Annotated in this window: 18 protein-coding genes; 13 read left to right on the forward strand and 5 right to left on the reverse strand. The window is 58.3% G+C overall.

The window, feature by feature from the left end; genetic code table 11:
* Window positions 1-50: 50 nt before the first annotated feature.
* Entirely contained in the window at window positions 51-2441 is a 2391-nt protein-coding gene (locus tag J3Q04_RS11020; RefSeq protein ID WP_434606215.1) for a TonB-dependent siderophore receptor, read from the forward strand.
* A gap of 287 nt (window positions 2442-2728) precedes the next feature.
* On the opposite strand, the gene J3Q04_RS11025 is transcribed toward J3Q04_RS11020, so the two are convergent.
* On the reverse strand, window positions 2729-3139 hold the full coding sequence (locus J3Q04_RS11025) for a LysR substrate-binding domain-containing protein (RefSeq protein ID WP_434606212.1): 411 nt from the start codon (window positions 3137-3139) through the stop codon (window positions 2729-2731).
* A 48-nt stretch (window positions 3140-3187) separates the two neighbouring features.
* Window positions 3188-3688 (reverse strand): MaoC/PaaZ C-terminal domain-containing protein, encoded by a 501-nt coding sequence (locus tag J3Q04_RS11030; protein ID WP_434559341.1) that lies wholly within the window; start codon window positions 3686-3688, stop codon window positions 3188-3190.
* A gap of 321 nt (window positions 3689-4009) precedes the next feature.
* Between J3Q04_RS11030 and J3Q04_RS11035 the strand changes: the two genes are divergently transcribed.
* From J3Q04_RS11035 to J3Q04_RS11060, 6 genes are all read left to right on the forward strand, one after another.
* Window positions 4010-5035 carry an AraC family transcriptional regulator gene (locus tag J3Q04_RS11035; protein ID WP_434606209.1) on the forward strand — a complete coding sequence of 342 codons (1026 nt, stop codon included), beginning with the start codon at window positions 4010-4012 and terminating at the stop codon, window positions 5033-5035.
* Window positions 5036-5319: 284 nt separating this feature from the next.
* Window positions 5320-6663: an MFS transporter gene (locus tag J3Q04_RS11040; RefSeq protein ID WP_420763607.1), complete on the forward strand. Its 1344-nt coding sequence runs from the start codon at window positions 5320-5322 to the stop codon at window positions 6661-6663.
* A gap of 41 nt (window positions 6664-6704) precedes the next feature.
* Window positions 6705-7451: a nitroreductase gene (locus tag J3Q04_RS11045; RefSeq protein WP_434559335.1), complete on the forward strand. Its 747-nt coding sequence runs from the start codon at window positions 6705-6707 to the stop codon at window positions 7449-7451.
* Complete coding sequence (locus J3Q04_RS11050; RefSeq protein WP_434606207.1) at window positions 7448-9100, forward strand: AMP-binding protein; 1653 nt, start codon at window positions 7448-7450, stop codon at window positions 9098-9100. The genes J3Q04_RS11045 and J3Q04_RS11050 overlap by 4 nt, the downstream gene beginning before the upstream one ends.
* Window positions 9101-9150: 50 nt before the next feature.
* A complete protein-coding gene (locus J3Q04_RS11055; protein ID WP_434606205.1) occupies window positions 9151-10458 on the forward strand; it encodes an OprD family porin in 1308 nt (435 codons plus the stop codon).
* A 161-nt stretch (window positions 10459-10619) separates the two neighbouring features.
* Window positions 10620-11120: a hypothetical protein gene (locus J3Q04_RS11060; protein WP_434606203.1), complete on the forward strand. Its 501-nt coding sequence runs from the start codon at window positions 10620-10622 to the stop codon at window positions 11118-11120.
* Window positions 11121-11123: 3 nt separating this feature from the next.
* On the opposite strand, the gene J3Q04_RS11065 is transcribed toward J3Q04_RS11060, so the two are convergent.
* Entirely contained in the window at window positions 11124-12101 is a 978-nt protein-coding gene (locus J3Q04_RS11065; protein WP_434606201.1) for a polyprenyl synthetase family protein, read from the reverse strand.
* Window positions 12102-12258: 157 nt separating this feature from the next.
* Here J3Q04_RS11065 and fni point away from each other — a divergent pair, with 157 nt between their 5' ends.
* The 5 genes from fni to J3Q04_RS11090 are packed head-to-tail and all read left to right on the forward strand — an operon-like array spanning window position 12259 to window position 18269.
* Window positions 12259-13314, forward strand: coding sequence for a type 2 isopentenyl-diphosphate Delta-isomerase (fni, locus tag J3Q04_RS11070; protein ID WP_434606199.1), 1056 nt, complete (start codon window positions 12259-12261; stop codon window positions 13312-13314).
* The gene (locus J3Q04_RS11075; protein WP_434606197.1) at window positions 13311-14609 is read left to right on the forward strand and encodes a glycosyltransferase; all 1299 of its coding nucleotides are present in this window, start codon (window positions 13311-13313) and stop codon (window positions 14607-14609) included. The genes fni and J3Q04_RS11075 overlap by 4 nt, the downstream gene beginning before the upstream one ends.
* A complete protein-coding gene (crtY, locus tag J3Q04_RS11080; RefSeq protein WP_434606195.1) occupies window positions 14606-15784 on the forward strand; it encodes a lycopene beta-cyclase CrtY in 1179 nt (392 codons plus the stop codon). Before J3Q04_RS11075 ends, crtY begins: the two co-directional genes overlap by 4 nt.
* The gene (locus J3Q04_RS11085; RefSeq protein ID WP_434606193.1) at window positions 15781-17271 is read left to right on the forward strand and encodes a phytoene desaturase; all 1491 of its coding nucleotides are present in this window, start codon (window positions 15781-15783) and stop codon (window positions 17269-17271) included. The genes crtY and J3Q04_RS11085 overlap by 4 nt, the downstream gene beginning before the upstream one ends.
* Window positions 17268-18269, forward strand: a complete 1002-nt coding sequence (locus tag J3Q04_RS11090; protein ID WP_434559319.1) for a phytoene/squalene synthase family protein — start codon at window positions 17268-17270, stop codon at window positions 18267-18269. The genes J3Q04_RS11085 and J3Q04_RS11090 overlap by 4 nt, the downstream gene beginning before the upstream one ends.
* Here the strand turns inward: J3Q04_RS11090 and J3Q04_RS11095 are convergent.
* Window positions 18151-18684, reverse strand: coding sequence for a sterol desaturase family protein (locus tag J3Q04_RS11095; protein WP_434606191.1), 534 nt, complete (start codon window positions 18682-18684; stop codon window positions 18151-18153). The genes J3Q04_RS11090 and J3Q04_RS11095 overlap by 119 nt on opposite strands.
* Before the next feature lie 280 nt (window positions 18685-18964).
* Between J3Q04_RS11095 and J3Q04_RS11100 the strand changes: the two genes are divergently transcribed.
* Window positions 18965-20221, forward strand: a complete 1257-nt coding sequence (locus J3Q04_RS11100; RefSeq protein WP_434606189.1) for a serine hydrolase domain-containing protein — start codon at window positions 18965-18967, stop codon at window positions 20219-20221.
* Window positions 20222-20326: 105 nt separating this feature from the next.
* Here the strand turns inward: J3Q04_RS11100 and J3Q04_RS11105 are convergent, their stop codons facing one another.
* On the reverse strand, window positions 20327-21322 hold the full coding sequence (locus tag J3Q04_RS11105) for an MBL fold metallo-hydrolase (RefSeq protein ID WP_434606187.1): 996 nt from the start codon (window positions 21320-21322) through the stop codon (window positions 20327-20329).
* Window positions 21323-21328: the final 6 nt, after the last annotated feature.

Consider the following 21328-nt stretch of genomic DNA (forward strand, 5'->3'; position numbering starts at 1 on the left):
AAGGCCGGAATACAGGCCTGTCTGCCGATGTCCTTTCTTGGAGCGAGAATATGAGTTCGTCCCCTGTTTCCCAGCGCCATCCATTAAGTCGTGCCTTGCACGGTGCGATTTTGGGGCTGATCGTAAGCAGCTACGCCTTGCCATCGCTGGCGCAAACGCCGAGCGCTGACCACAGCAATCAGGTCAGGCAGTGGAACATCGCTGCCGGCCCGCTGGCGCCGGCGCTTGACCGCTTTGCGCGCGAGGCTGGCATCAGCCTTTCCTTCGACGCGTCGAGTGTAGCGAACCGTACCACTGCTGGCGTGAATGGCACGCTCGATACGTCGGCAGCGCTGTCATCCTTGCTACAGGGAAGCGAATTGCAAATCCAACAGCAAGGCCCGAATGCCTATCTACTGTTCCCTCAGCCTACGCCCGCCGGCCCGCTGGAACTCGACACAACGTCCGTCGAGGACTATCGCCTTGCGCCCCTCATCATCAATGCCAAGGTCAGGGTCAGTGCCGACGACGACGCCAACTCGGTTGTCGCCAAGGAACTCTGGGTGGGCGGCAAGGTGGCAACCAGCATTCTCAATACACCGGCATCGGTGTCGGTTGTTACCAACAAGGAAATGGAACAACGCAGCGTCAGCACCACGGAAGAGGCGCTGCAATACACCCCCGGTGTGGTCAGTGACTTCTATGGTACGGATGACCGCAACGACTATTTCCAGATCCGGGGCTTCCAGGCCACCACCTACCGTGACGGCTTGACCCTGAGTTCGATGCGCGGCGTACGCGAAGATCCATTCGCTTACGAACGCATAGAGATTTTGCGTGGCGCCAACTCCACGCTGTTTGGCCCAGCGGACCCGGGCGGTTCGGTGAATTTCGTGACCAAACAGCCGCGCTTTGAGCAGTTTGGCCAAGGCTATGTGACCTACGGTTCGTTTGACCATGTCGAGACAGGCATCGATGTGGGGGATGCGCTGAACGACGAGAAAACCTTGGCTGGCCGCTTTACTGCCAAAGGCCAAAACAGCGACCGCGAGTACGATCACTCACAGGACGACAACCAGTTGCTGATGGGTGGCCTCACCTGGGCGCCCACGGATTACACGTCAGCCACCGTGATTCTGGACTATCTGAAAACCGAAAGTTCGCCCAACAGTGGCGGCTATCCGCTGGACAAGGAATACGACCGCAGCAAGTTTTATGGTGAGCCGAGCTACAACTTTCACGATGTCGAGCGCACCAGCCTCAGCGGTAACGTCACCCATGACTTCGACAACGGCTTCGTATTGCGCAGCAATCTGCGTTACAGCAAATTGACCGATGATTTTGGCTACGTTTACATCAGCGACAGCGCCGCGCGTGTCGGTACTACCGTTGACCGGTACTTGTTTGGAACGGACAGTGAGGCCGACCAGTTCAACGGCAACCTGATGCTGCAATACGATGCCCGCTTCGAGAACATCGACAGCAGCAGCCTGGTGGGGGTGGAATACCTCGATTCGACTACCAAGGAAAGCTCGGTCTACGCCCTGACGACCCCGATTGACGTTGCAAATCCCGTGTTTACTGGCGTTTCACGCTCTATCACCCCGTATGCGGTCAACAAGCGAGACGCGACCACCAAGGCCGTATTCCTTCAGCAGAACCTATCGTTCTACGAGCGTTTCATCGTCACCGCCGGTATGCGCAACGATTCGATGGACCTTACCAGCAAAGGCTTGCAATCCACCGAGAAAGACAACTTCTCCGAAACCTCCTACCGAGGTGCGTTGACCTATATCGTCAACGATGAGGTGTCCACCTATGTGAGCATGGTGGAGTCCGTCTCGCCGCCTCAGGTTGGCGTAACACCGCAGACCGGCAGGCAGTACGAAGTGGGCGTGAAGTATGCGCCGATGGGGATGGACGCACTGTTCTCCGCGGCCGTTTATGACTTGACCCAGGAAAACGTCACCATCGCCGTGGTGCTGCCGAGCGGCATCATCGAGCAACAGACGGTGGGCGAATCGCGGGCGCGTGGCCTCGACCTGGAGGCCAAGGCGCAGGTGACGCAGAACCTCAGCCTGATTGGTGGCTACTCCTATATGGAGTCCGAGGTACTGCGCGGTTCGTTGTACGACGGCAGCTCCCTGAAGGGTAATGAGTTCACCACGGCACCCAAGCATTCCGCTTCGCTCTGGAGTTATTACGACGTGCCCGGTACTGATGTCAGCGTTGGCTTGGGCGCGCGCTACGTCGGCTCTTATTACTTCGATGCAGCCAACTCCGGCAAAAGCGATGGCGCCACGCTGTTCGACGCCGCGTTCAACTACGAGATCGCCAAGGGCACCGACCTTGCGGTGAACGTCAGCAACCTGCTGGATGAGCAGCACGTGGTCGGTTCCGGCACAGCGAACTTCTACAACCCGGGTCGCGAGATTACCGCCAAAGTGAGTTACAGCTGGTAAGCAGGCGTGTAAGCCTTCGTCCCCTATGGGAAGCGGTGCCCGCTATACGCGGGTACCGTCAACTTGGCCATAATTGTGCGGGACGAAAAGCAAGGGCGTTCGATTTTCATCGTTACGCGCCAGCGGTTGCTACGCGCGAAATCCAACGATGCTCACCGGAAAAAATCGCCTGATGTTCGTCCGGTTGTGGCACCTGAAAATGTTCGGTCCGAGCCGCGAGTCATTCGCCTTCGGGGCGGGCAGAGGAAGGTGGGACTGTTAATCAGGCCAACACCAATGAGGCCGCGCTAATGCCTTTTCTCTTGGAACAATGCACTCACCCATTCGACAAATACCCGCACATTGGGTGATAGATGACGGCGATCCGGAAACAACACGGAAACGGTTTTCGGCTCGACTGGAACATCCGGCAGAACTTCCACCAGACGTCCGCTATCGATGTATCGCTGCAGCGCCGGGCGCAGCCCCTGCACCATCCCAATCCCCGCCAATGCGCAGTAAAGCAATGCCTCTGCGTTGTCGACGACGATGCCGCTGCGCATCTTCACATTGATAATTTTACCGTTGCCCCTGAACCGCCAGGGCATGATCTGGCGGCGCTGTTCAACCATGAAGTTGACAGCCAGGTGCGCCTGCAGATCATCCAGCGTGGTTGGTAAACCATGTTTCTTTACGTAGGCGGGAGCCGCGCAGGTCACCAAAGCGACCTCGCCGATACGTTTGGCACCAGGCTCGAATCATCCAGATCACCGAGCCGCACGGAACAATCGATGCCTTCTGCAATAAGGTCGGTCGCCCCTTCGCAATATCAATACGGCCACCTCATAAACAAGCACTGTTTTTCCGGAATGGGTGGTGACATCGACCTTAAACACGACCCAGCCCCGTTGATGATTTGACGCATGAATGAATGATCGAACGACTTGAACGGATAGCTTGAGCGTGTCTCCGGGCACCACCGGAGCAACCATCCTAAAACCATCGATCTTGCCACCCGCCACGACATTGGTTTGAAGCAGCAAGGCGTCGCACATCAGCCGCTGCGAAATACCGAAGGTTTGCACTGCACTGGCGCAGTGCACGCCAAGCGGACTCGAACGGGCAAGGTCAGGATCTATGTGAATATCGAGAGGATCGTACTCTGCGGCAAAGGCAATGATCGCCTGCGTTGTAATAGGCGCAGATTGCTTGGCCGTCCAGAGGCTACCTGGCGTGAAGTCTTCCCAGTACAGCTCTTTCTCTGTCACGGTAACTCCTGGATTCTGTAGCGTCAGACTCAACGTAACCGAAGGTTGCCGGCCGATAGTGTCGGTGGGCGACGGCCTGGACAATGTCCAAAAGCCTCGGCGTGGTTGAATGTTTTGGACAACTATCAAGACCCGCCATCAAAGCCTGGGAAGAGGGCCCATGCGCTTGTTGATAACAAAACCTTCGGGTTGACAGGTCATGTCGAGAAGTCGGAACGTAGAAAGCGTTCAGGCTCGTCAGGTTGCCCAAGGCAGGACTGCCGAAGAGATTCACAAGTCAGCATCAAGTCAGCAGGCAACCACCGGCAGAGGGGAAAGGGCGTGCTCATCCAGGATAAAGGAACGACTTCAATCGGATTGGTGCATGAGGCCCTGGAGGGCGCGTTGCGTCGCCAGCTGGACACCTCCCTTGCACTGCAGCAAGCACGTATCGACCCTGTACTCCTCACTTCCCCCCAAGCCAGGGTTTCGGCTGCAGCATTTTCTCGGCTGTGGGTCGCGCTCTCGGATCTGCTCGACGATGAGTTTTTCGCAATCGATAGCCATCCCATGCGACGGGGCAGCTTCCGATTGATGTGCCAGTCGTCGATTGACTGCGAGTCGTTAGAGCAAGCGTTGCGACGGATTCTGAAATTTTTGCGTCTCGTACTGGACGATATTCACGGTGAGCTGAGTTTTGATGGCGACTGCGCCGTCATCGTTATCCAAGACAACGGCATTGAACGTCGTCTCTTTAGTTATGGAACATGGCTGATCCTGGTCCATGGACTGCTCTGCTGGTTGGGTAACAGACGCATTCCCATTAAACAGCTCTGCTTCAGGCCGAATCGACCACTCGACGATAGCGACTATCGGATGCGCTTCTGTGAAGACATTCAGTTTGGTGCGCCAGCGACGATGATTCGTTTCGAGCGCAGTTTTCTAAGCCTCAAAGTCGCGCAAAACAAAGCCAGTCTATCGGCTTTCTTGAAGGAGTCGCCTGCCAGTCTGCTGGTGAAATATCGTAACGAGGACAGCATCAGCGCCCAGATCCGCCTCAGATTGAGAGGCCTCGATCCGGAGCAATGGCCAGAGCTGGACAAGATGGCAAGCACGCTGTGCATGTCTTATTCGACGCTCCAGCGAAGACTGCAGGCCGAGGGGGTCAGTTATCAGCGTTTGAAAGACAATCTGCGCCGTGACATGGCGATCAATCTGTTGTGCCAGCCGAATATGACCGTGACTGAAGTGGCTGCCCTCACGGGTTTCCAGGAAAGCAGTGCGTTTCATCGTGCATTCAAAAAGTGGACGGGCGTGAGTCCCGGCGCTTACCGCCGCTCCAATGCTGACGAATCGGGCGAGATTTAAAAGCGTTTCTTGCGCTTATACAAAAGCACTGCGTCCCCGCCAGATTACCTCCTGTGATCTGCAACTCGTTTCATCCGCCAAAACCTCAACAGACCAGGGTCATCCCGGGCGTGGCGGGTAAGTCACGAGTGTCCAAAACGGTCACGTACAACGATGCCGTCGGGCATAGGCCGCCGCAAAGGCAACTCCTACGATGCGCTGCAGGTAGCCCTGGCATCGCCTGTCAAGCGAGCCAGTAACTCTTCGCACTTCACAAACAAAAACAAGATCGAAGGAGACGCGATATGCAGCCGGTAAACGTCTATACACTCGCGGTTGAATCAAAGTTCAACCGCTTCCATGGGCTCATCCTGTTTTGGTGTGTACTCATTCTGATCATCGATGGTTATGACCTTGCGGTCGTCGGTGCAGCCCTTCCGGCGATCATGAAGGACATGAACGTCGATCCAACCAGCGCCGGCGTCATGGCGGGCTCTGCGCTCTTCGGAACGATGCTGGGCGCCATTTTTCTTGGCACGCTAGCCGATCGTATCGGGCGTCCCAGGATGATCGCCATCTGCGTGGCCTTGTTCAGTATTTTCACGGCGGCGGCAGGCCTCACCAGTGACCCGATCAGCTTCAGCGTAGCCCGCTTCATCGCCGGCCTTGGCATCGGCGGCGTACTGCCTATCTGCACCGCTCAGATGGGTGAATTTTCTCCACTCAAACTGCGTACTCGGCTGGTCACCCTGGTTTTCGCGGGGTACTCCGTGGGCGGAATCCTGGTCGCGCTGACGGGTAAGCAACTGATCGAGAGTCATGGATGGCAATGGGTGTTTTATGTGGCGTTGCTGCCCGTGGTGCTTATTCCCCTGATCCTGAAGACCATGCCTGAATCCATCGGCTACCTGCTCAAGACCGGACGTCAGGACGAACTGCGAGCGATCGCTCGTAAACTGGACCCGGCTCTCGTTATCGACGAAAACACGCTGATGACTGGGAACGCCACGGTCCTGGATAAGCAGCAAGCACCGGTTCGTAACTTATTCAGGGAGGGGCGGGGCTTCAGCACTTTAATGATCTGGGCCGCGTTCATGACGGGCCTGTTCATGGTCTACGCCCTTAACTCCTGGCTAACCAAGCTGATGGCGATGGCTGGATTCAGCCTGGGTTCTGCGTTGAATTTTGTGATTGTTTTCAACTTGGGAGCCATCGCCGGTGCAATAGGCGGAGGGTGGTTGAGCGACAAGCTGAACATCAAGCACGTATTGGTCTGCTTCTATATCGTCGGTGCGATAGCACTCACCGTTTTGGGTTATACGCGTTCAACGTCGTTGCTGTTTCCAGTGGTGTTCATCGTCGGCGCATCGACCCTGGGAACTCAATTGCTGGCGTATGCGTACGCCGGCGATTTCTACCCGTCATCGATTCGTTCAACCGGCGTGGGTTTCGCGTCTGGTGTGGGACGAATAGGCGCAATCGTCGCCCCTGTCCTGATTGGCTGGCTGGTGTCGTTGAACCTTGCGCTCGAGAAAAACTTCATGGCCATCAGCCTGGCTGGCCTCATTGGCGCTGTCGCCGTAACCCTGATCAATCAGTCACGCGCCGACTCTACCCAAGTCAGAAAATCCCCGGCCCTGTCGAACTGATGGATGCCCCCGTCTGTAGCTGAATCCGTGGAATTGAATGCATGAAAATGAATCGCTTATCCAAACCGCCCATACCGCCTGAACTGCTTGCTCAAACGGTTGATTGGGCGATCGCTTCGCGGCGCAGTATTCGGGCTTTTTTGCCCACTCCCGTACCGCGCGAAGACATTGAGGCGATCCTTGATGTCGCTCGGTTCTGCGCTACGGGGGTGAACATGCAGCCTTGGCGCGTGCATGTCGTCACTGGAGAAGCAAAGGCTCGTCTTTCATGCGCCATCGCGGAAATTGACAACGATCCATCACAGAGCAACGACCTTGAAGATGCCTATGACTATTACCCACGCGAGTGGACTTCACCCTACGTGGATCGGAGAAGGCAGGTCGGGTGGGAGCTCTATGGGCTGCTGGGCATTGAAAAGGGAGACAAGCAGCGGATGCATGCGCAACACGGCCGCAATTACCAGTTCTTCGACGCCCCCGTCGGTCTGATCTTCACCATGGATCGGGTGTTGAAGGAAGGCAGCCTTCTTGACTACGGCATGTTTCTACAGGCCGTGATGGTCGCTGCGCGTGGAAGGCATCTGCACACCTGCCCACAAGCCGCTTTTTTGAAATATCACCAGGTCATTTCGCAAGCCCTTGCGATTCCCTCGGATCAAATGCTGGTTTGCGGAATGAGCCTTGGATACGCCGACGAGAGCAGCATCGAGAACACCTTGGTCACTGATCGGGAGCCGGTGAGCGCGTTCTGTACTTTTCATCACAATAATAAGGAAACAACATCATGACCCCCGGTGCTTATGAAAGTGGGCTTGATCGCTGCAAGGCCAACTATCTGCCCCTGACGCCACTTGGCTTTCTGGATCGGGCAGCCCTTGTGCATCCGGATCGGGTAGCGGTGGTGCATGGCGAACTGCAACGAACCTGGCGTGAAACCCGCGAACGCTGCTATCGACTTGCCTCGGCACTTTGCGAAAAAGGCCTGGGAGCAGGGGACACCGTTTCAATTCTGTCTCCTAATACTCCTGCCATGCTCGAAGCGCATTTCGGGGTCCCCCTCAGCGGCGCGGTACTCAATGCGGTCAACTACCGCCTAGATGCCGAAGGTGTGGCATTCATTCTGCGTCATGGCGAATGCAAGTTGCTGCTGGTGGATCGAGAGTTTGCTGCGCTTGCGAAGGCTGCATTGGCACTCCTCGAACATCCCCCGATGGTGATTGATATCAATGATCACCTGGCGCCACTTTGCGCGAGTGTCGCAGACATTGACTACGAAACCTTCATCCGCAGCGGCAGCCCTGATTTCGAAGGCGTCTGGCCGGATGATGAGTGGCAGCCGATAGCACTCAACTACACCTCCGGAACAACCGGTGATCCAAAGGGCGTGGTCGCGAGCCATCGTGGCACCTACCTCATGAGTCTGCTGCAGATGACCAACTGGCCGCTCACGCGGGCGCCTCGTTACCTGTGGACATTGCCGATGTTCCACGCCAACGGATGGTGTTTTACCTGGGCGATCACGGCTGTGGCCGGCACGCACGTCTGCCTGAGAAAAGTGTGCGCAGAGACGGTGTTCGATGCGATCGATAACCACGGTGTCGATCACTTCTGTGCGGCGCCGATTGTCATGGCCATGATTGCCAACGCCGAAGACCGCCCCGCGCTCAAGACGCCGGTTCGAGTGTTGACTGCTGGTTCTCCACCTCCGGCCAGCATACTCAACGCAGTTGTTTCACGAGGCTTCGACGTGGACCACGTGTACGGAATTACCGAAGTGTCCGGTACGCCGATCAGCTGCGTCTGGCAAGACGGCTGGGACGATTTAACGCCCGGTGAGCAAGGCGCTATGCGAGTACGCCAAGGGGCTCGTGCAGCCGCCTTCGAAGGTTTGATGGTGGCTGACGCCGATACGATGCGGCCAGTCGCAAAAGATGGCCAGACAACGGGTGAGCTGCTGCTCAGGGGCAACACCGTAATGATGGGTTATCTGAAGAATGACAGTGCAACCCGAAAAGCATTCGAAGGCGGTTGGTTTCATACGGGTGATGTCGCCGTCGTGCACCCTGACGGCTACGTCCAGATTACCGACCGGTGCAAAGACGTGATTATCTCCGGTGGGGAAAATATTTCGTCTGTAGAGATCGAGGAGGCGATCCACTGTCACCCGTCTGTTCTGTATGCCGCGGTAGTCGCTCAGCCGGATGACAAATGGGGTGAAGTACCGTGCGCGTTTGTCGAGCTGAAAACGGGCGTCGAGCCTCCCACCGAAGCAGAAATAATGGAGTTCTGCCAAGCACGTCTGGCTCGATTCAAATGTCCGCGCAGGGTGGTCTTTACGGTGTTGCCGAAAACCGCAACCGGGAAAATCCAAAAGTTTGTACTTCGTGAGCAGGCAGGCAGTCGCGATGCCATTGTCCGTTTGGCTTCGAATGGCTAGGTCGTAGTCGCTTCCATCACCTACTAAAAATAAGAATCGGAGCGTTATAAGTGAGCCTGAAAAAAATAACTGCAACGTTGGTGTCTGGCAGCATCGCCCTCAGTGGCCAGGCCTTTGCCGACTTTCTAAGTGATAGCAAAGCCACCTTGGGCATGAGGAGCTTCTACTTCAATAACGACAACCGCGATGGTGTCGCTGCCCCTTCAAAAACCGAAGAGTGGGCGCAGGGCTTCATGCTGGACTTCAAGTCGGGTTATACCGAGGGCGCCGTTGGTTTTGGTGTTGATGCCCTTGGGTTGCTGGGCGTCACCCTGGACAGTGGCAAGGGACGTCACGTTGGCAGTTCGATGATTCCCTCGGACAGTGACAACCGCGCCGTCGACGAGTGGAGCCGGCTGGGACTGACCGCGAAGGTCAAAATGTTCAGGACCGAACTGCGCTACGGCACCTTGATTCCGAAACTTCCGATTCTGGTCGCCAACGATGGACGGGTGCTTCCACAAACCTTCGAGGGCGGCCAAATGACTTCGAGCGAGTTCAAGGACTTGACCCTGACGGGTGGGCGAATTGAACGGGCAACCGGTCGTGCCTCAACGGATCAGACGGGGCTCGCCGCTATGGGCGGTACGCGTCAAAGCAACCAGTTCGCCTTCGCCGGGGGTGACTGGAAAGTCACCAAGGACCTGACGGCTCAGTACTACTATGCCCAGCTCGAAAACTACTACAACCAACAGTTTTTCGGACTGACGCACACCCTCGCGTTCTCGGACAGTCAATCGTTGAAAACCCACCTGCGTTACTTCAGGACTGACGCGTCAGGTGAAAACAGTTCCGGTACATCGGGCTACCGAATCAGCGGTTACACCAAAAACGGAGATGGCGTTATCGACAATCGTCTCTGGAGTGCTGCATTGATCTACAGCATCGGCGCTCATGCGATGACGGCGGGTTACCAAAGCGTCTCGGACGGTAGCAGCTTCACCCAGCTCAATCAGGGTGGCCTGATAGATAAAGGCGCAGCAGGCAGCTCCTTGTACCTGCACACAGATCGTCTGATCCAGAGTTTCACCCGTGCAGGGGAGCGCACAGTATTCGGTCAGTATGCCTATGACTTCGCCGCCCTGGGTGTCCCGGGCCTGAAAGCCTCGGTCATGTACCTCTCCGGTGACAACATCAAGACGAGATCCGGTGACGATCAGAAAGAATGGGAGAGGGATATCTTTCTGGACTACGTCATTCAGTCGGGAGCGCTCAAAGGGGTTGGCTTCGGCTGGCGTAACGGTAAATCCAATAGCGAAGCCGCCCGTGACCAGGACCATAACCGGGTGTTTGTCAGCTACAGCATTGCGCTGCTCTAAGGGCGCAGCATCGCCATCCTCGGCCCGGCGCCCCCGTGGCAACGCGCTTGCGAGCAGGTCAGGCAACAAAAGCATTAATGCGCTAGAGCGCGACAGCCAGGCTGACGTAGGATGGCGTCAGCGCTTCACTCCGTGACTTTCCTCGAATAAGGTACGAAACCATGCGGCTTATGATCCTGCTGATCGGTGCACTACTGAACTTCCACGTGTTGGCGCAGGAGTCAGCCCAATCAAAAGCTCTGGATCAACCTAAAGATCTAAACCAGCCGGCGATGAAGTGGACCCTGCTGGATCAGAACGAGAAGGCGTATACCTTGAACGACAGCGCTCAGGTGCTGTTGATAGCGCGCAGTATGTCGGCCGCCAAGTTAGTGGATGCGGCGATGGACGGTCACCCGGAGGGCTATCTGGAAGCGCGCCACATTGTGTACCTGGCGGATATCGAGAAGATGCCTTCCATGATCAAGCTGGTGGCAGTACCGGCCATGCGTTCGGCCAAATACAGAATTATGCTCGACCAGGACGGCAGGGTTGCCACCCGCTATGGCGGCGACCGGGACACCGTTCAGTGGCTCGCCTTGAACAATGGCGCGGTCGTCAATGAGCAGCGTTTTGCCGACGCCGAAAAGTTGAAACAAGCAATCGCCGAGCAGGCCAAGTAGGCCCTACAGCCTTGCGCCACGTTGTCGCACCGCTTTCTCGAAGATCATCCGCACATACCAGGTGATCATTCGCGAGGGCCCGAAAACTTCTCGCAAATGGCTTTCGGCGCTCATTAGATGAGCCTCTAGCTGTTCGCGGACTTTTTGCTCGCCGTAAAGCGCAATGAACGTCGACTTGCCCTCGTCCTTGCCCTGGTCCTTATTGCTGTCCGGACAACGATCCAAAAGGTCATCATGCATTTGGAACGCCTGACCCAGCTCAACGGCAAAGTCCTGCAAGATCGGGCGTGTGTGAGCTTTGGCACCACTGATCAGCCAGGCCATGTCCATGATCGCGCTAAACAGTACCCCCGTCTTGAGGTTGTTGGTCAGTGCAATTTCCTCGGGGGGGCGGTTTTTCTGGCCGTCACGCAGATCCTTGAACTGACCCTTGACCAGACCCTGCATGCCAACGGTATTGGCCATGACCTCCACCAATTGCATGCGGATTGCGGGTGCCAGATCGGTAATCCCGGCGGCCACCCCGAATGCGCGGCTGAGGAGGGCAACGGCGGCAAGAATCGCCACGTCTTCGCCAAACTTCAGGTGCACGGTCGGCTGCCCACGGCGCAATCGGGCGTTGTCCATGCACGGCATGTCGTCCAGAACCAGTGACGCTGCGTGGATCAATTCCACGGCGCAGCCCAATTCCAGTGCCTGATCACCACCGTGCCCCAAGCCTTGTGCAGCCAGTATCAACAGAATCGGCCGCATCCGCTTGCCGGGCGCCAGCGTGGAGTCACGCATGGCCAGCGCGACAAGGTCGCGCTCGTCGCTGCTGCTCGGCAGCAGTTGGTCCAGACGCTGCTCAATAGCCGCGCGCACATCTTCCAAACGTTCGCTAAACCCATATTCGACGGTTGCGTCAGGCTCGATGGTCATCGGTCTTGACCTTTGCTTTAAGGGCAGTTGTGAAGGGTGATCTGCTTTCTGGTGGTTCACGTGATGGGCCTCAAACTCTGAACCACTTTGAATAACCAGTGCCTCAATTATCAGTCAGCGTTGCACACAAGTTGTACGATCGGCCTAAGCTTGTATAACGCCACTCAACAAAATGACCACGCGCGCCGCGAAATGATTCAACCGAATTGGAGCTTTCATGACCGAGCATCCCTTAAGTCGGAGAAAGGATGATCATCTCAATATCGTGCTGGACGGCCGTGGTGTGAGCCATAACCCACGACAGGGTGGCGGCAACGGGCTGGATGCCTTTCAGTTCGAGCATTGCGCGTTGCCCGAGCTGAATCTGAACGACATTGACCTTGCCAGCGCGCTGGTTGGGATCCCCCTCAGAGCGCCCTTGCTGATCAGTTCCATGACCGGCGGGGCGCAGCGTTCTTCGGCCATTAACCGCCATCTGGCTGAGGCCGCCCAGGAGCTTGGCATCGCCATGGGCGTAGGTTCGCAGCGCGTCGGTCTGCGCAGTGGCAACGATCAGGGCTTGACCCGTGAGCTGCGGCGGCTGGCGCCCGACATCCCGTTACTGGGAAATATCGGCGCGGCACAGTTATTGGAAAAGGATGGCCAGGAGTTGGCGCGCCGCGCCGTGGAGACTTTGCAGGCCAACGCTTTGATCATTCATCTGAACCCGTTGCAGGAAGCCGTTCAGGCCGAAGGTGATCGGGATTGGCGAGGCGTGCTGGATGCCATCGGGCTGACGGTGCAAAGTCTCGGCGTGCCGGTGATCGTCAAGGAAGTCGGGGCGGGTATATCGGCATCGGTGGCGGTGGCCCTGGCTGGAGTCGGGGTCAGCGTGATCGATGTGGCAGGCAGCGGCGGCACCAGTTGGGCAGCGGTAGAGGCTGAACGCGCCAGCAGCCCCGCCGATCGCGAGGTGGCAATGGCGTTTGCCGATTGGGGTATAACGACGTCCACCAGCCTGATCAGCGTGCGTGAGGCATTGCCCGGCATGACGCTGATTGCATCCGGCGGCATTCGCAACGGCGTGGATGTGGCCAAGGCGCTGTGTCTGGGGGCCGACCTGGTAGGGCAGGCGGCCGGAGTGCTGCGCGATGCGACGGTGTCGACAGCGTCGGTCATCGAGCATTTCGACATCGTCATCAGGCAGCTGCGCATTGCCTGTTTCTGCACCGGTTCCGGAGATCTGGCGGCATTGCGTCAAGCCAGATTACTGCCATCGGTTCATCGCCCATGAGCCATTTCGGCGTGGTGACCCCGGCGTTCCATAGCCACTTCCAGGCCTTTCAGGCGCTGGCGGTAGAGCTATTGAATCGTGGGCATCAGGTCACGTTCTTCCAGCAGGCCGACGCGCGCCGTTGGCTGGGTGATCCGCGCATCGGTTTTCATGCGATGGCTGCTAGCAGCCATCCACCGGGGAGCCTGGACGCTGTGTTGCAGCGCGCGGCCAGCTCTAATAACCCGCTGACCTTGCGGCGGGTTATTGCCGATATGTGTTCAACCACAAACATGCTTTGTAATGAATTACCCGCGGCGCTGGCTTACGAGCAGGTCGATGCACTGCTCTGCGATCAGATGGAAGCTGCCGGTGGGCTGGTCGCCGAGGCCTTGGGGCTACCTTATGTCTCGGTGGCTTGCGCGTTGCCGGTCAACCGCGAGCCAGGCTTGCCGCTGCCGGTGATGCCGTTTGCCTACGGTCGCGACGAACGTAGCCTACGCATGTACGCCGGTAGCCAGCAGGTCTACGATTGGCTGATGCGACCGCTCAGAGACGTATTGCGGGGTGCATGTCGACGGCTTGCCATCGTGCCTCGCGATGCGCTGCATGAATGCCTTTCTCCGCTTGCCCACATCAGTCAGACCCTTGCGGGATTTGATTTTCCCCGTTTGCAGCAGCCCGCGCATTTCCACGCAGTCGGACCGTTGCGCCTGCCTTTTCCGGGTACGGGGCAACCTTCGCCAGGCAATGAAACCTTCGAGTGGCAGATTGATAAAAATCGACCCTTTGTCTTCGCCAGCCTGGGTACCTTGCAGGGCGGGCGCCTGGGTATGTTCCGGCAGATTGCAAAGGCTTGCCGTCGCCTGGATGCGCAATTGTTGGTCGCCCATTGCGGCAGGCTTGATTCGGTTCAGGAACGCATGCTTCTCGACAGTGGCGCGACCTGGGTCACTGCGTTCGCCCCCCAGCAAGCGGTGCTTGAACACGCCGATGTAGTCGTGACCCATGGAGGACTCAACACCGTGATGGATGCCATAGCCACCACTACGCCGATGCTCGTCATGCCCATCGGTTTTGACCAGCCGGGGGTGGCTGCGCGTGTCAGCTACCGAGACCTGGGCCTGAAGTTGAACCGCCGGGCGAGCGCCGCCACCATTGCTGATGGGCTGGCCCGGCTGCTTGTTCTGCCACGAGAGCCCTTGCAGCGGATGGCGGCTGAGTTGCAGCGCGCCGGTGGCGCCAGCAAAGCGGCGGACATCGTTGAGGCGGCGGTGCGTAGCGGCGAACCCGTGCTGACGCAGGCGGTGGCATGAACTATGACCTGATCCTCGCCGGTGGTGGGCTGGCCAATGGGCTGATCGCCTGGCGGCTCAAGCAGTTGCGCCCTGAGTTACAGGTGCTGTGCGTTGAAGAGCAGGCCCGGATCGGTGGTAACCATACCTGGTCCTTTCACGACTCGGACTTGACGGCCGAGCAGCATCAGTGGATCAGGCCCTTGGTGGTGCAAACCTGGCCTGCCTACGAGGTGCATTTCCCGGGGCGTTCGCGACGGCTGAACAGCGGTTATGCCAGCATCACCTCCGAACGCTTTGCCCAAGTGATCGAACCGGCGCTCAGTGACGGGGGGCGGGCAGGGTTGCGTGTCTCACAGCGGATCGAACAGATCACCCCGACTTCGCTGTTGCTGGAGGACGGCGAACAGCTGTGGGCCAAGGCCGTCATCGACGGGCGTGGCGTCCAGCACAGCGAACATCTGGTGCTGGGCCAACAGGCGTTCCTGGGTCAGGTGCTGCAGCTACAGGCCCCTCATGGGCTGGACGTGCCGATCATCATGGACGCCCGGGTGGCTCAAGGGCAGGGCTATCGTTTCGTCTACGTCTTGCCGTTTTCAGCCGACACGGTGCTGGTGGAGGACACCCACTACGTTGACCGTCAGAGCCTTTCCTCAGAACAACTGCGCCAGCATGTCCGTGATTATGTGCAAGATCGCGGATGGATCATTGCCCGCTGCCTTCGTGAAGAGCAAGGCGTGTTGCCGATCACCCTGGCAGGCGACTTTTCCAGCTTCTGGCGCGAGGCGCCCGGCCAGCCGCGTTCCGGTTTGCGGGCCGGTCTTTGCCATTGCACAACAGGTTATTCGTTGCCCCAGGCGGTGCAACTGGCGGACTGGGTCGCCCGCCAGCAGAACCTGCAGGCGGACGCCTTATACCTTGGCATTCGCGCATTCGCTGAACAGGCGTGGCGGCGCCAGGGGTTTTACCGTTTGCTTAATCGTATGCTGTTCCTGGCAGGCAAACCCCAGGACCGCTGGCGGGTGATGCAACGTTTTTATGGTCTGCCCGAGGGGCTGATCAGGCGCTTTTATTCGGGCGACAGCACGCTGCAGGACAAGCTTAGAGTGCTGATCGGCAAGCCGCCTGTTCCCATCAATGAGGCCCTGCACGCGGCACGTCGCTGCCTGCCTCGGCATTACAAGGATCAAGCATGACCCAGGGGAAAAGCGCGATTGTGATTGGCGCAGGCTTTGGTGGCCTGGCACTGGCGATCCGGCTGCAGGCGGCGGGCGTGCAAACCACCTTGCTGGAAAAACGCGACAAGCCCGGCGGCCGCGCCTATGTGTATCACGACGAGGGATTCACTTTCGATGCCGGGCCGACGGTGATTACCGATCCCACCGCCATCGAGGAATTGTTCACAGCGGCCGGCAGATCCATGCGTGACTACGTCGAGATGCTGCCGGTCTCGCCGTTCTATCGCTTGTGCTGGGAGGACGGTACGCAGTTTGACTATGCCAACGATCAGGCCGAGCTGGACCGCAATATCTCCAGGCTCAACCCCAAGGATGTTGAAGGCTACCAGCGGTTTCTGGCGTACTCCAAGGCGGTTTTTCGCGAGGGTTATCTCAAGCTGGGCGCCGTGCCGTTTTTGTCGTTTCGGGACATGGTCAAGGCCGGGCCGCAGCTGGCTCGGCTGCAGGCGTGGCGCAGTGTCTACTCGATGGTTTCTGAATTTATCGAAGACGAAAAACTGCGCCAGGCGTTTTCGTTTCACTCCCTGCTGGTGGGCGGCAATCCGTTTTCCACCTCATCGATCTACACCTTGATCCATGCACTGGAGCGCGAATGGGGCGTGTGGTTTCCCAAGGGAGGGACGGGGGCGCTAGTGCAGGGGCTGGTGAGGTTTTTCGAAGACCTCGGCGGGCGTTTCGAGCTCAATGCCGACGTCGCCAGCATCGAGGTGCAAGCGGGCAGGGCCAGCGGCGTGCGCTTGAAAAACGGTCGCTTGCTGAATGCCGACTGCGTCGCTTCCAATGCGGACGTGGTGCATACCTATGAGCAACTTCTGGGCGGCCATGCCCGTGGCATCAAGGAAAGCGCGCGCCTCAAAGGCAAGCGTTTCAGCAACTCGCTGTTCGTCATCCATTTCGGCCTCAAGCGGCCGCAACCTCAGCTTCGACACCACACGGTCTGCTTCGGGCCGCGCTACCGGTCATTGATTCAAGAAATATTCAATGGCGCTGAGCTGGCTGAGGATTTCTCGCTCTACCTGCATGCGCCCTGCATCACGGATCCGAGTCTCGCCCCGCCGGGCTGCTCCAGCCACTACGTGCTCTCGCCGGTTCCTCATCTGGGTAACGCGCCTATCGACTGGGAGGTAGAGGGGCCACGCTACCGTGATCGGATTTTCGCGTATCTGGAAAAACACTACATGCCTGGCCTGCGGGAAGATTTGGTGACCAGTCGGATTTTCAACCCGGATGATTTTCGCAGTGAGTTGAACGCACATTTGGGTTCGGCGTTTTCACTTGAACCTGTCCTTTGGCAGAGTGCCTGGTTCCGGCCCCATAACCGCGACGCGAGCCTTGGCAACGTTTACCTGGTGGGCGCGGGCACTCACCCCGGTGCGGGCGTCCCCGGTGTCATCGGCTCGGCCAAGGCCACGGCAGGTTTGATGCTGGAGGATCTGCACTCATGAATCGCGATGCTAACCAGGACCAAGTCCTGCTGGAGCATGCCGAACGCAGCATTGCTGTGGGCTCGAAGAGCTTTGCCGCGGCCTCGCGCTTGTTCGACCCCTCGACCCGGGCCAGCGCCATGATGCTCTATGCGTGGTGCCGGCATTGCGATGACGTGATAGATGGTCAGGAGGCGGGGCATTCGGCGACCGTGTTGAACCAGTTCGACATTGAACGGCGCCTTGCCGACCTTACCGCTCAGACTCGGGCGGTGTACGCCGGGTTGCCTGTGCAGCACGAAGCCTTCGCTGCTTTCAGAGAGGTGGTGGTCAAACATCGCATTCAGGAGCGTTATGCCCTGGAGCACCTGGCGGGTTTTGCGATGGATGTACACCAGCGCCGCTATCAGAGCGTAAACGACACCTTGGACTACTGCTACCACGTGGCCGGGGTCGTCGGGCTGATGATGGCTCAGGTCATGGGCGTCAGCGACCAAAAGACATTGGACCGCGCCTGCGACCTGGGCATGGCGTTTCAATTGACCAACATTGCCCGGGATATCGTCGAAGACGCTGCCGTCGGCCGGTGCTATCTGCCACGAGACTGGCTGGATGAGCTTTCGATCCCCGAGGCGTCACTTGCCGACGATCAGCATCGGCCCGGTCTGGCCATCCTCGCGCAACGGCTGGTGCAGCTGGCCGAGCCTTTTTACGCCAGTGCCGAGGCGGGATTAAGGGCATTGCCGTGGCGCTCCGCGTGGGCGGTGGCGACTGCGTCGGGTGTCTATCGGCAAATTGGCATCAAGGTCTCAAGGCGGGGCGAGCATGCCTGGGATACGCGGGTGTCGACCTCGAAGGTCGACAAGTTGCGGCATGTGCTCGGCGGCCTGTGCCGCGCCGTCACTGCTCGCGGGCGTCACTGGCCTGAGCGTCTGCCGAGCCTGTGGCAGCGCCCGGATCATTCTTGCGAAGAGGTCCGCCATGCAGATCGCGCAACTGAACCCGAAGCACCGCGGTAGGTGGGGCATAGAGAAAACCGAATGAGACACAGCGGTCCTTGCCCGACACGGCATGGTGCATCAAATGCGCTTGATACAGACGCTTGAGATAGCCGGTGCGGGGGACGTACTTCAATGGCCAGCGTTTGTGGACTAGCCCATCATGGGCCAGAAAGTACACGAAACCGTAAGCCGTCATCCCGGCCCCTATCCATTCCAGCGGGTGCATGCCCTGGGTGCCAAGCGCGATGAGTACGATGGCGATCAGCGCAAACGCGATCGCGTACAGGTCGTTTTTCTCGAACCAGCCGGTGCGGGGCTCATGATGGGAGCGGTGCCAGCCCCAGCCCCAGCCGTGCATCACATATTTGTGGGCGAGAAACGCAAAACCCTCCATACCGATAAGGGTCGCGAAAAAAACCAGTGCGTTCGTCATGAGGCGGGTCATCCGAGCAAAGACACAGCATCGGACTGCGCCGAGGCGGTGAACGTTCTAACATCTAACAACGCGATCTTGGCCCTGTTGAGCTGCTCAATCACCTCATTGGCGGCCATTCTCGACATATTCACCGTTCAGTGGCGCGCAGTTGTTTATACCTGACGAGAAGCGATGAGTGTCGTCCTTCAGCTTGGGCGCGATTCCAATGAGTAGACTATGGTTCAAGCGGCCGCGTTATTTAACATGCGTGAAAAGCAAAACAAAAAAAGGATCGGTTATGCACTCATCCGCGATTTTTCGTGCGACTGCGACTGCGACTGCGCCTGGTCGCTCGCTGCTTCTCTCACTGGGTCTGCTCGCTGCGGGTATCACCTCGGGCGCATGGGCTGAGGATTATCCCCACGCCAAGGAACCGATTGGCACGGTGGAGCAGATCTATGACGGCGCCATGCTCCCGGATCTGGCGGTCAGTACCTACCGCAACATCGACCGGCTTTTCCCCACCCACAGGATCAAGGCCGGCGATCACCCGTATGCACTGCCCAAATCAGACAAACAGTTGCCCAACGTTCGGTTCACTGTCGGGGACAAAAAGTACGACCTGTATGACTTTGTCGCACTGGACAGCATTACGGCGATGCTCGTGCTCAAGGACGGCAAGATCGTGTTCGAGACCTATCAGCGTGGCAACACGGAGAAAACCCGATGGATGTCGATGTCGATAGCCAAATCCATCACCTCCACGCTGGCGGCTGCAGCGATCAAAGACGGCCTTATCAAGAGCCTTGACGCGCAAGTGGTGGATTACGTTCCCGAGCTCAAGGGCAGCGCCTACGAAGGCGTGACCGTGCGCGACGTGCTGATGATGTCTTCGGGCGTGAAGTGGAACGAAACCTACACCGATCCGGCGTCTGATCGTCGCGCGCTACTCAAAGCGCAGATTTCGCAGAAACCGCGTTCTGCCATGGCCTTGATGGCAAGTTTGCCGCGAGCGGCCGAGCCCGGCACGGCCAACACGTACAGCACTGGCGAAACGCAGGTACTCGGCGAGATCGTCCGTGGCGCTGTGAAGATGCCACTGGCCGATTATCTATCGCAGAAGATCTGGCAGCCGTTCGGTATGGAAAGTGATGCCCGGTGGTGGCTCGATTCGCCTGACGGCGTGGAGATCGGTGGCAGCGGTATCAGCGCCACGCTGCGTGATTATGGACGCTTCGGGCTATTTTTCATGAACGGCGGCAAGATCAATGGCACCTCGATTCTGCCCGAAGGTTGGGTCAAGGAGGCGACGCTTCCGACCACCCTCAAAGGCGGTAAGACCCTGGACTACGGCTACATGTGGTGGACGGCGTGGACCGAGCCGTCGGTGAAAGACGGCGCCTATGCGGCGGTCGGTATCCAGGGCCAGAACATCTACCTCAACCCTGCCAATAACGTGGTGATTGTCACCTTCGGTGCCCAACCCAAGCCGGTTGACAAAGAGCCGATCGACCCGATGGTGTTCTTCGATGCCGTGGTAGCTGCGTTGAAGTAAATTCGCGCGTTGATGACGTCAACCTAGTCGTCGCGAGCCTATGGCCCCGCGTAGCGGGGAGCCATGTATTTCGTTCTGGATCAATTGCGATCCAGGCCTACGGTATTAGTCGCGATTGCGGTATTGGACGGGTACCCACTCATACCTGCCGGCTTCGCGCCTGATGTGGCCGATACCCGGAAATGGCAAGTGAGCGACTGCTGACAACCGTCGTTCACTCGCGGCTGTCTCGAATTGTTCTAGCCGCTGGGCGCGAGCAGCGTTCTGATTGACGTCGAAGGTTATTGTCACTTCTGGCCTCGAGAATTGAATGAGGCCGACATGCATGATGTCGCCCCAGAAATCGATGCTCTCGCCTTCGCTTGTGACCCGGAAAAAGCTGTGGCCCGGGGTATGTCCCGGCGTGGGTATGGCAGTGATACCCGGGAGGATTTCGGATTCGGCAGAGAATGGCTTCAGCTTACCTGCGCGCTGATACGGGCCAATGGTCTTCAACGCTTCCTCCAGATATGCCGGCTTTAACCCCTTGTCCAGATTGGCGCGGTCCAGGAAAAAGTCGACGTCGGCCTGGCCGACGTGGATGGTCGCATTGGGAAACATCATCTGGCCGCCGCGTGTCAGGCCGCCAGAGTGATCGGTGTGGATGTGGGTAATCAGCACATCGCTGACCTGCGCCGGCTGGTAACCCGCAGCCGCCAGGCTTTCGGGTAGCTTGCCGCCAACGCTTGCGAACAATTCACCGGCACCGGTATCGACCAGTACGACACGTGAGCCAGTGTCGATAACGTAGGCATTGATAGACGTCTCCAGCGGGTTGCGAGCAAATCCGCGTTGCAGCATTGCGTCGATCTGCTTTGGACTGATGCCTCTAAGCAGCGGATGTAGATCGAGGGGCAGCGTCCCGTCGCTCAGTGCGGTGATGCGGAACTTGCCCAGGTTGAAGGCATAGACGCCTGCGAGTGCGGGCTTATGGGTCGAGGCAGTCGTTGCGGTCGATGTCTGTGAGGCTTGCGCTGCGGTGGACGACAGTGAGTAGGTTGCGCCCGTGACCAGGGCGGCTGTCAGAAGGGCCGCGAGTTGGAACCGCGCGTGGTTATGCATGATGAG

It is taken from the genome of Pseudomonas sp. D4-21 (assembly GCF_051132125.1).
Taxonomy (GTDB): Bacteria; Pseudomonadota; Gammaproteobacteria; order Pseudomonadales; family Pseudomonadaceae; genus Aquipseudomonas.

What these genes read in the sequence shown, in the direction of transcription:
- J3Q04_RS11020 (WP_434606215.1), top strand. Translation starts at nt 51, where the DNA reads ATGAGTTCGTCCCCTGTTTCCCAGCGCCATCCATTAAGTCGTGCCTTG.
- J3Q04_RS11040 (WP_420763607.1), top strand. Translation starts at nt 5,320, where the DNA reads ATGCAGCCGGTAAACGTCTATACACTCGCGGTTGAATCAAAGTTCAAC.
- J3Q04_RS11045 (WP_434559335.1), top strand. Translation starts at nt 6,705, where the DNA reads ATGAAAATGAATCGCTTATCCAAACCGCCCATACCGCCTGAACTGCTT.
- J3Q04_RS11050 (WP_434606207.1), top strand. Translation starts at nt 7,448, where the DNA reads ATGACCCCCGGTGCTTATGAAAGTGGGCTTGATCGCTGCAAGGCCAAC.
- J3Q04_RS11060 (WP_434606203.1), top strand. Translation starts at nt 10,620, where the DNA reads ATGCGGCTTATGATCCTGCTGATCGGTGCACTACTGAACTTCCACGTG.
- fni (WP_434606199.1), top strand. Translation starts at nt 12,259, where the DNA reads ATGACCGAGCATCCCTTAAGTCGGAGAAAGGATGATCATCTCAATATC.
- J3Q04_RS11075 (WP_434606197.1), top strand. Translation starts at nt 13,311, where the DNA reads ATGAGCCATTTCGGCGTGGTGACCCCGGCGTTCCATAGCCACTTCCAG.
- crtY (WP_434606195.1), top strand. Translation starts at nt 14,606, where the DNA reads ATGAACTATGACCTGATCCTCGCCGGTGGTGGGCTGGCCAATGGGCTG.
- J3Q04_RS11085 (WP_434606193.1), top strand. Translation starts at nt 15,781, where the DNA reads ATGACCCAGGGGAAAAGCGCGATTGTGATTGGCGCAGGCTTTGGTGGC.
- J3Q04_RS11090 (WP_434559319.1), top strand. Translation starts at nt 17,268, where the DNA reads ATGAATCGCGATGCTAACCAGGACCAAGTCCTGCTGGAGCATGCCGAA.
- J3Q04_RS11095 (WP_434606191.1), bottom strand. Translation starts at nt 18,684, where the DNA reads ATGACGAACGCACTGGTTTTTTTCGCGACCCTTATCGGTATGGAGGGT.
- J3Q04_RS11100 (WP_434606189.1), top strand. Translation starts at nt 18,965, where the DNA reads ATGCACTCATCCGCGATTTTTCGTGCGACTGCGACTGCGACTGCGCCT.
- J3Q04_RS11105 (WP_434606187.1), bottom strand. Translation starts at nt 21,322, where the DNA reads ATGCATAACCACGCGCGGTTCCAACTCGCGGCCCTTCTGACAGCCGCC.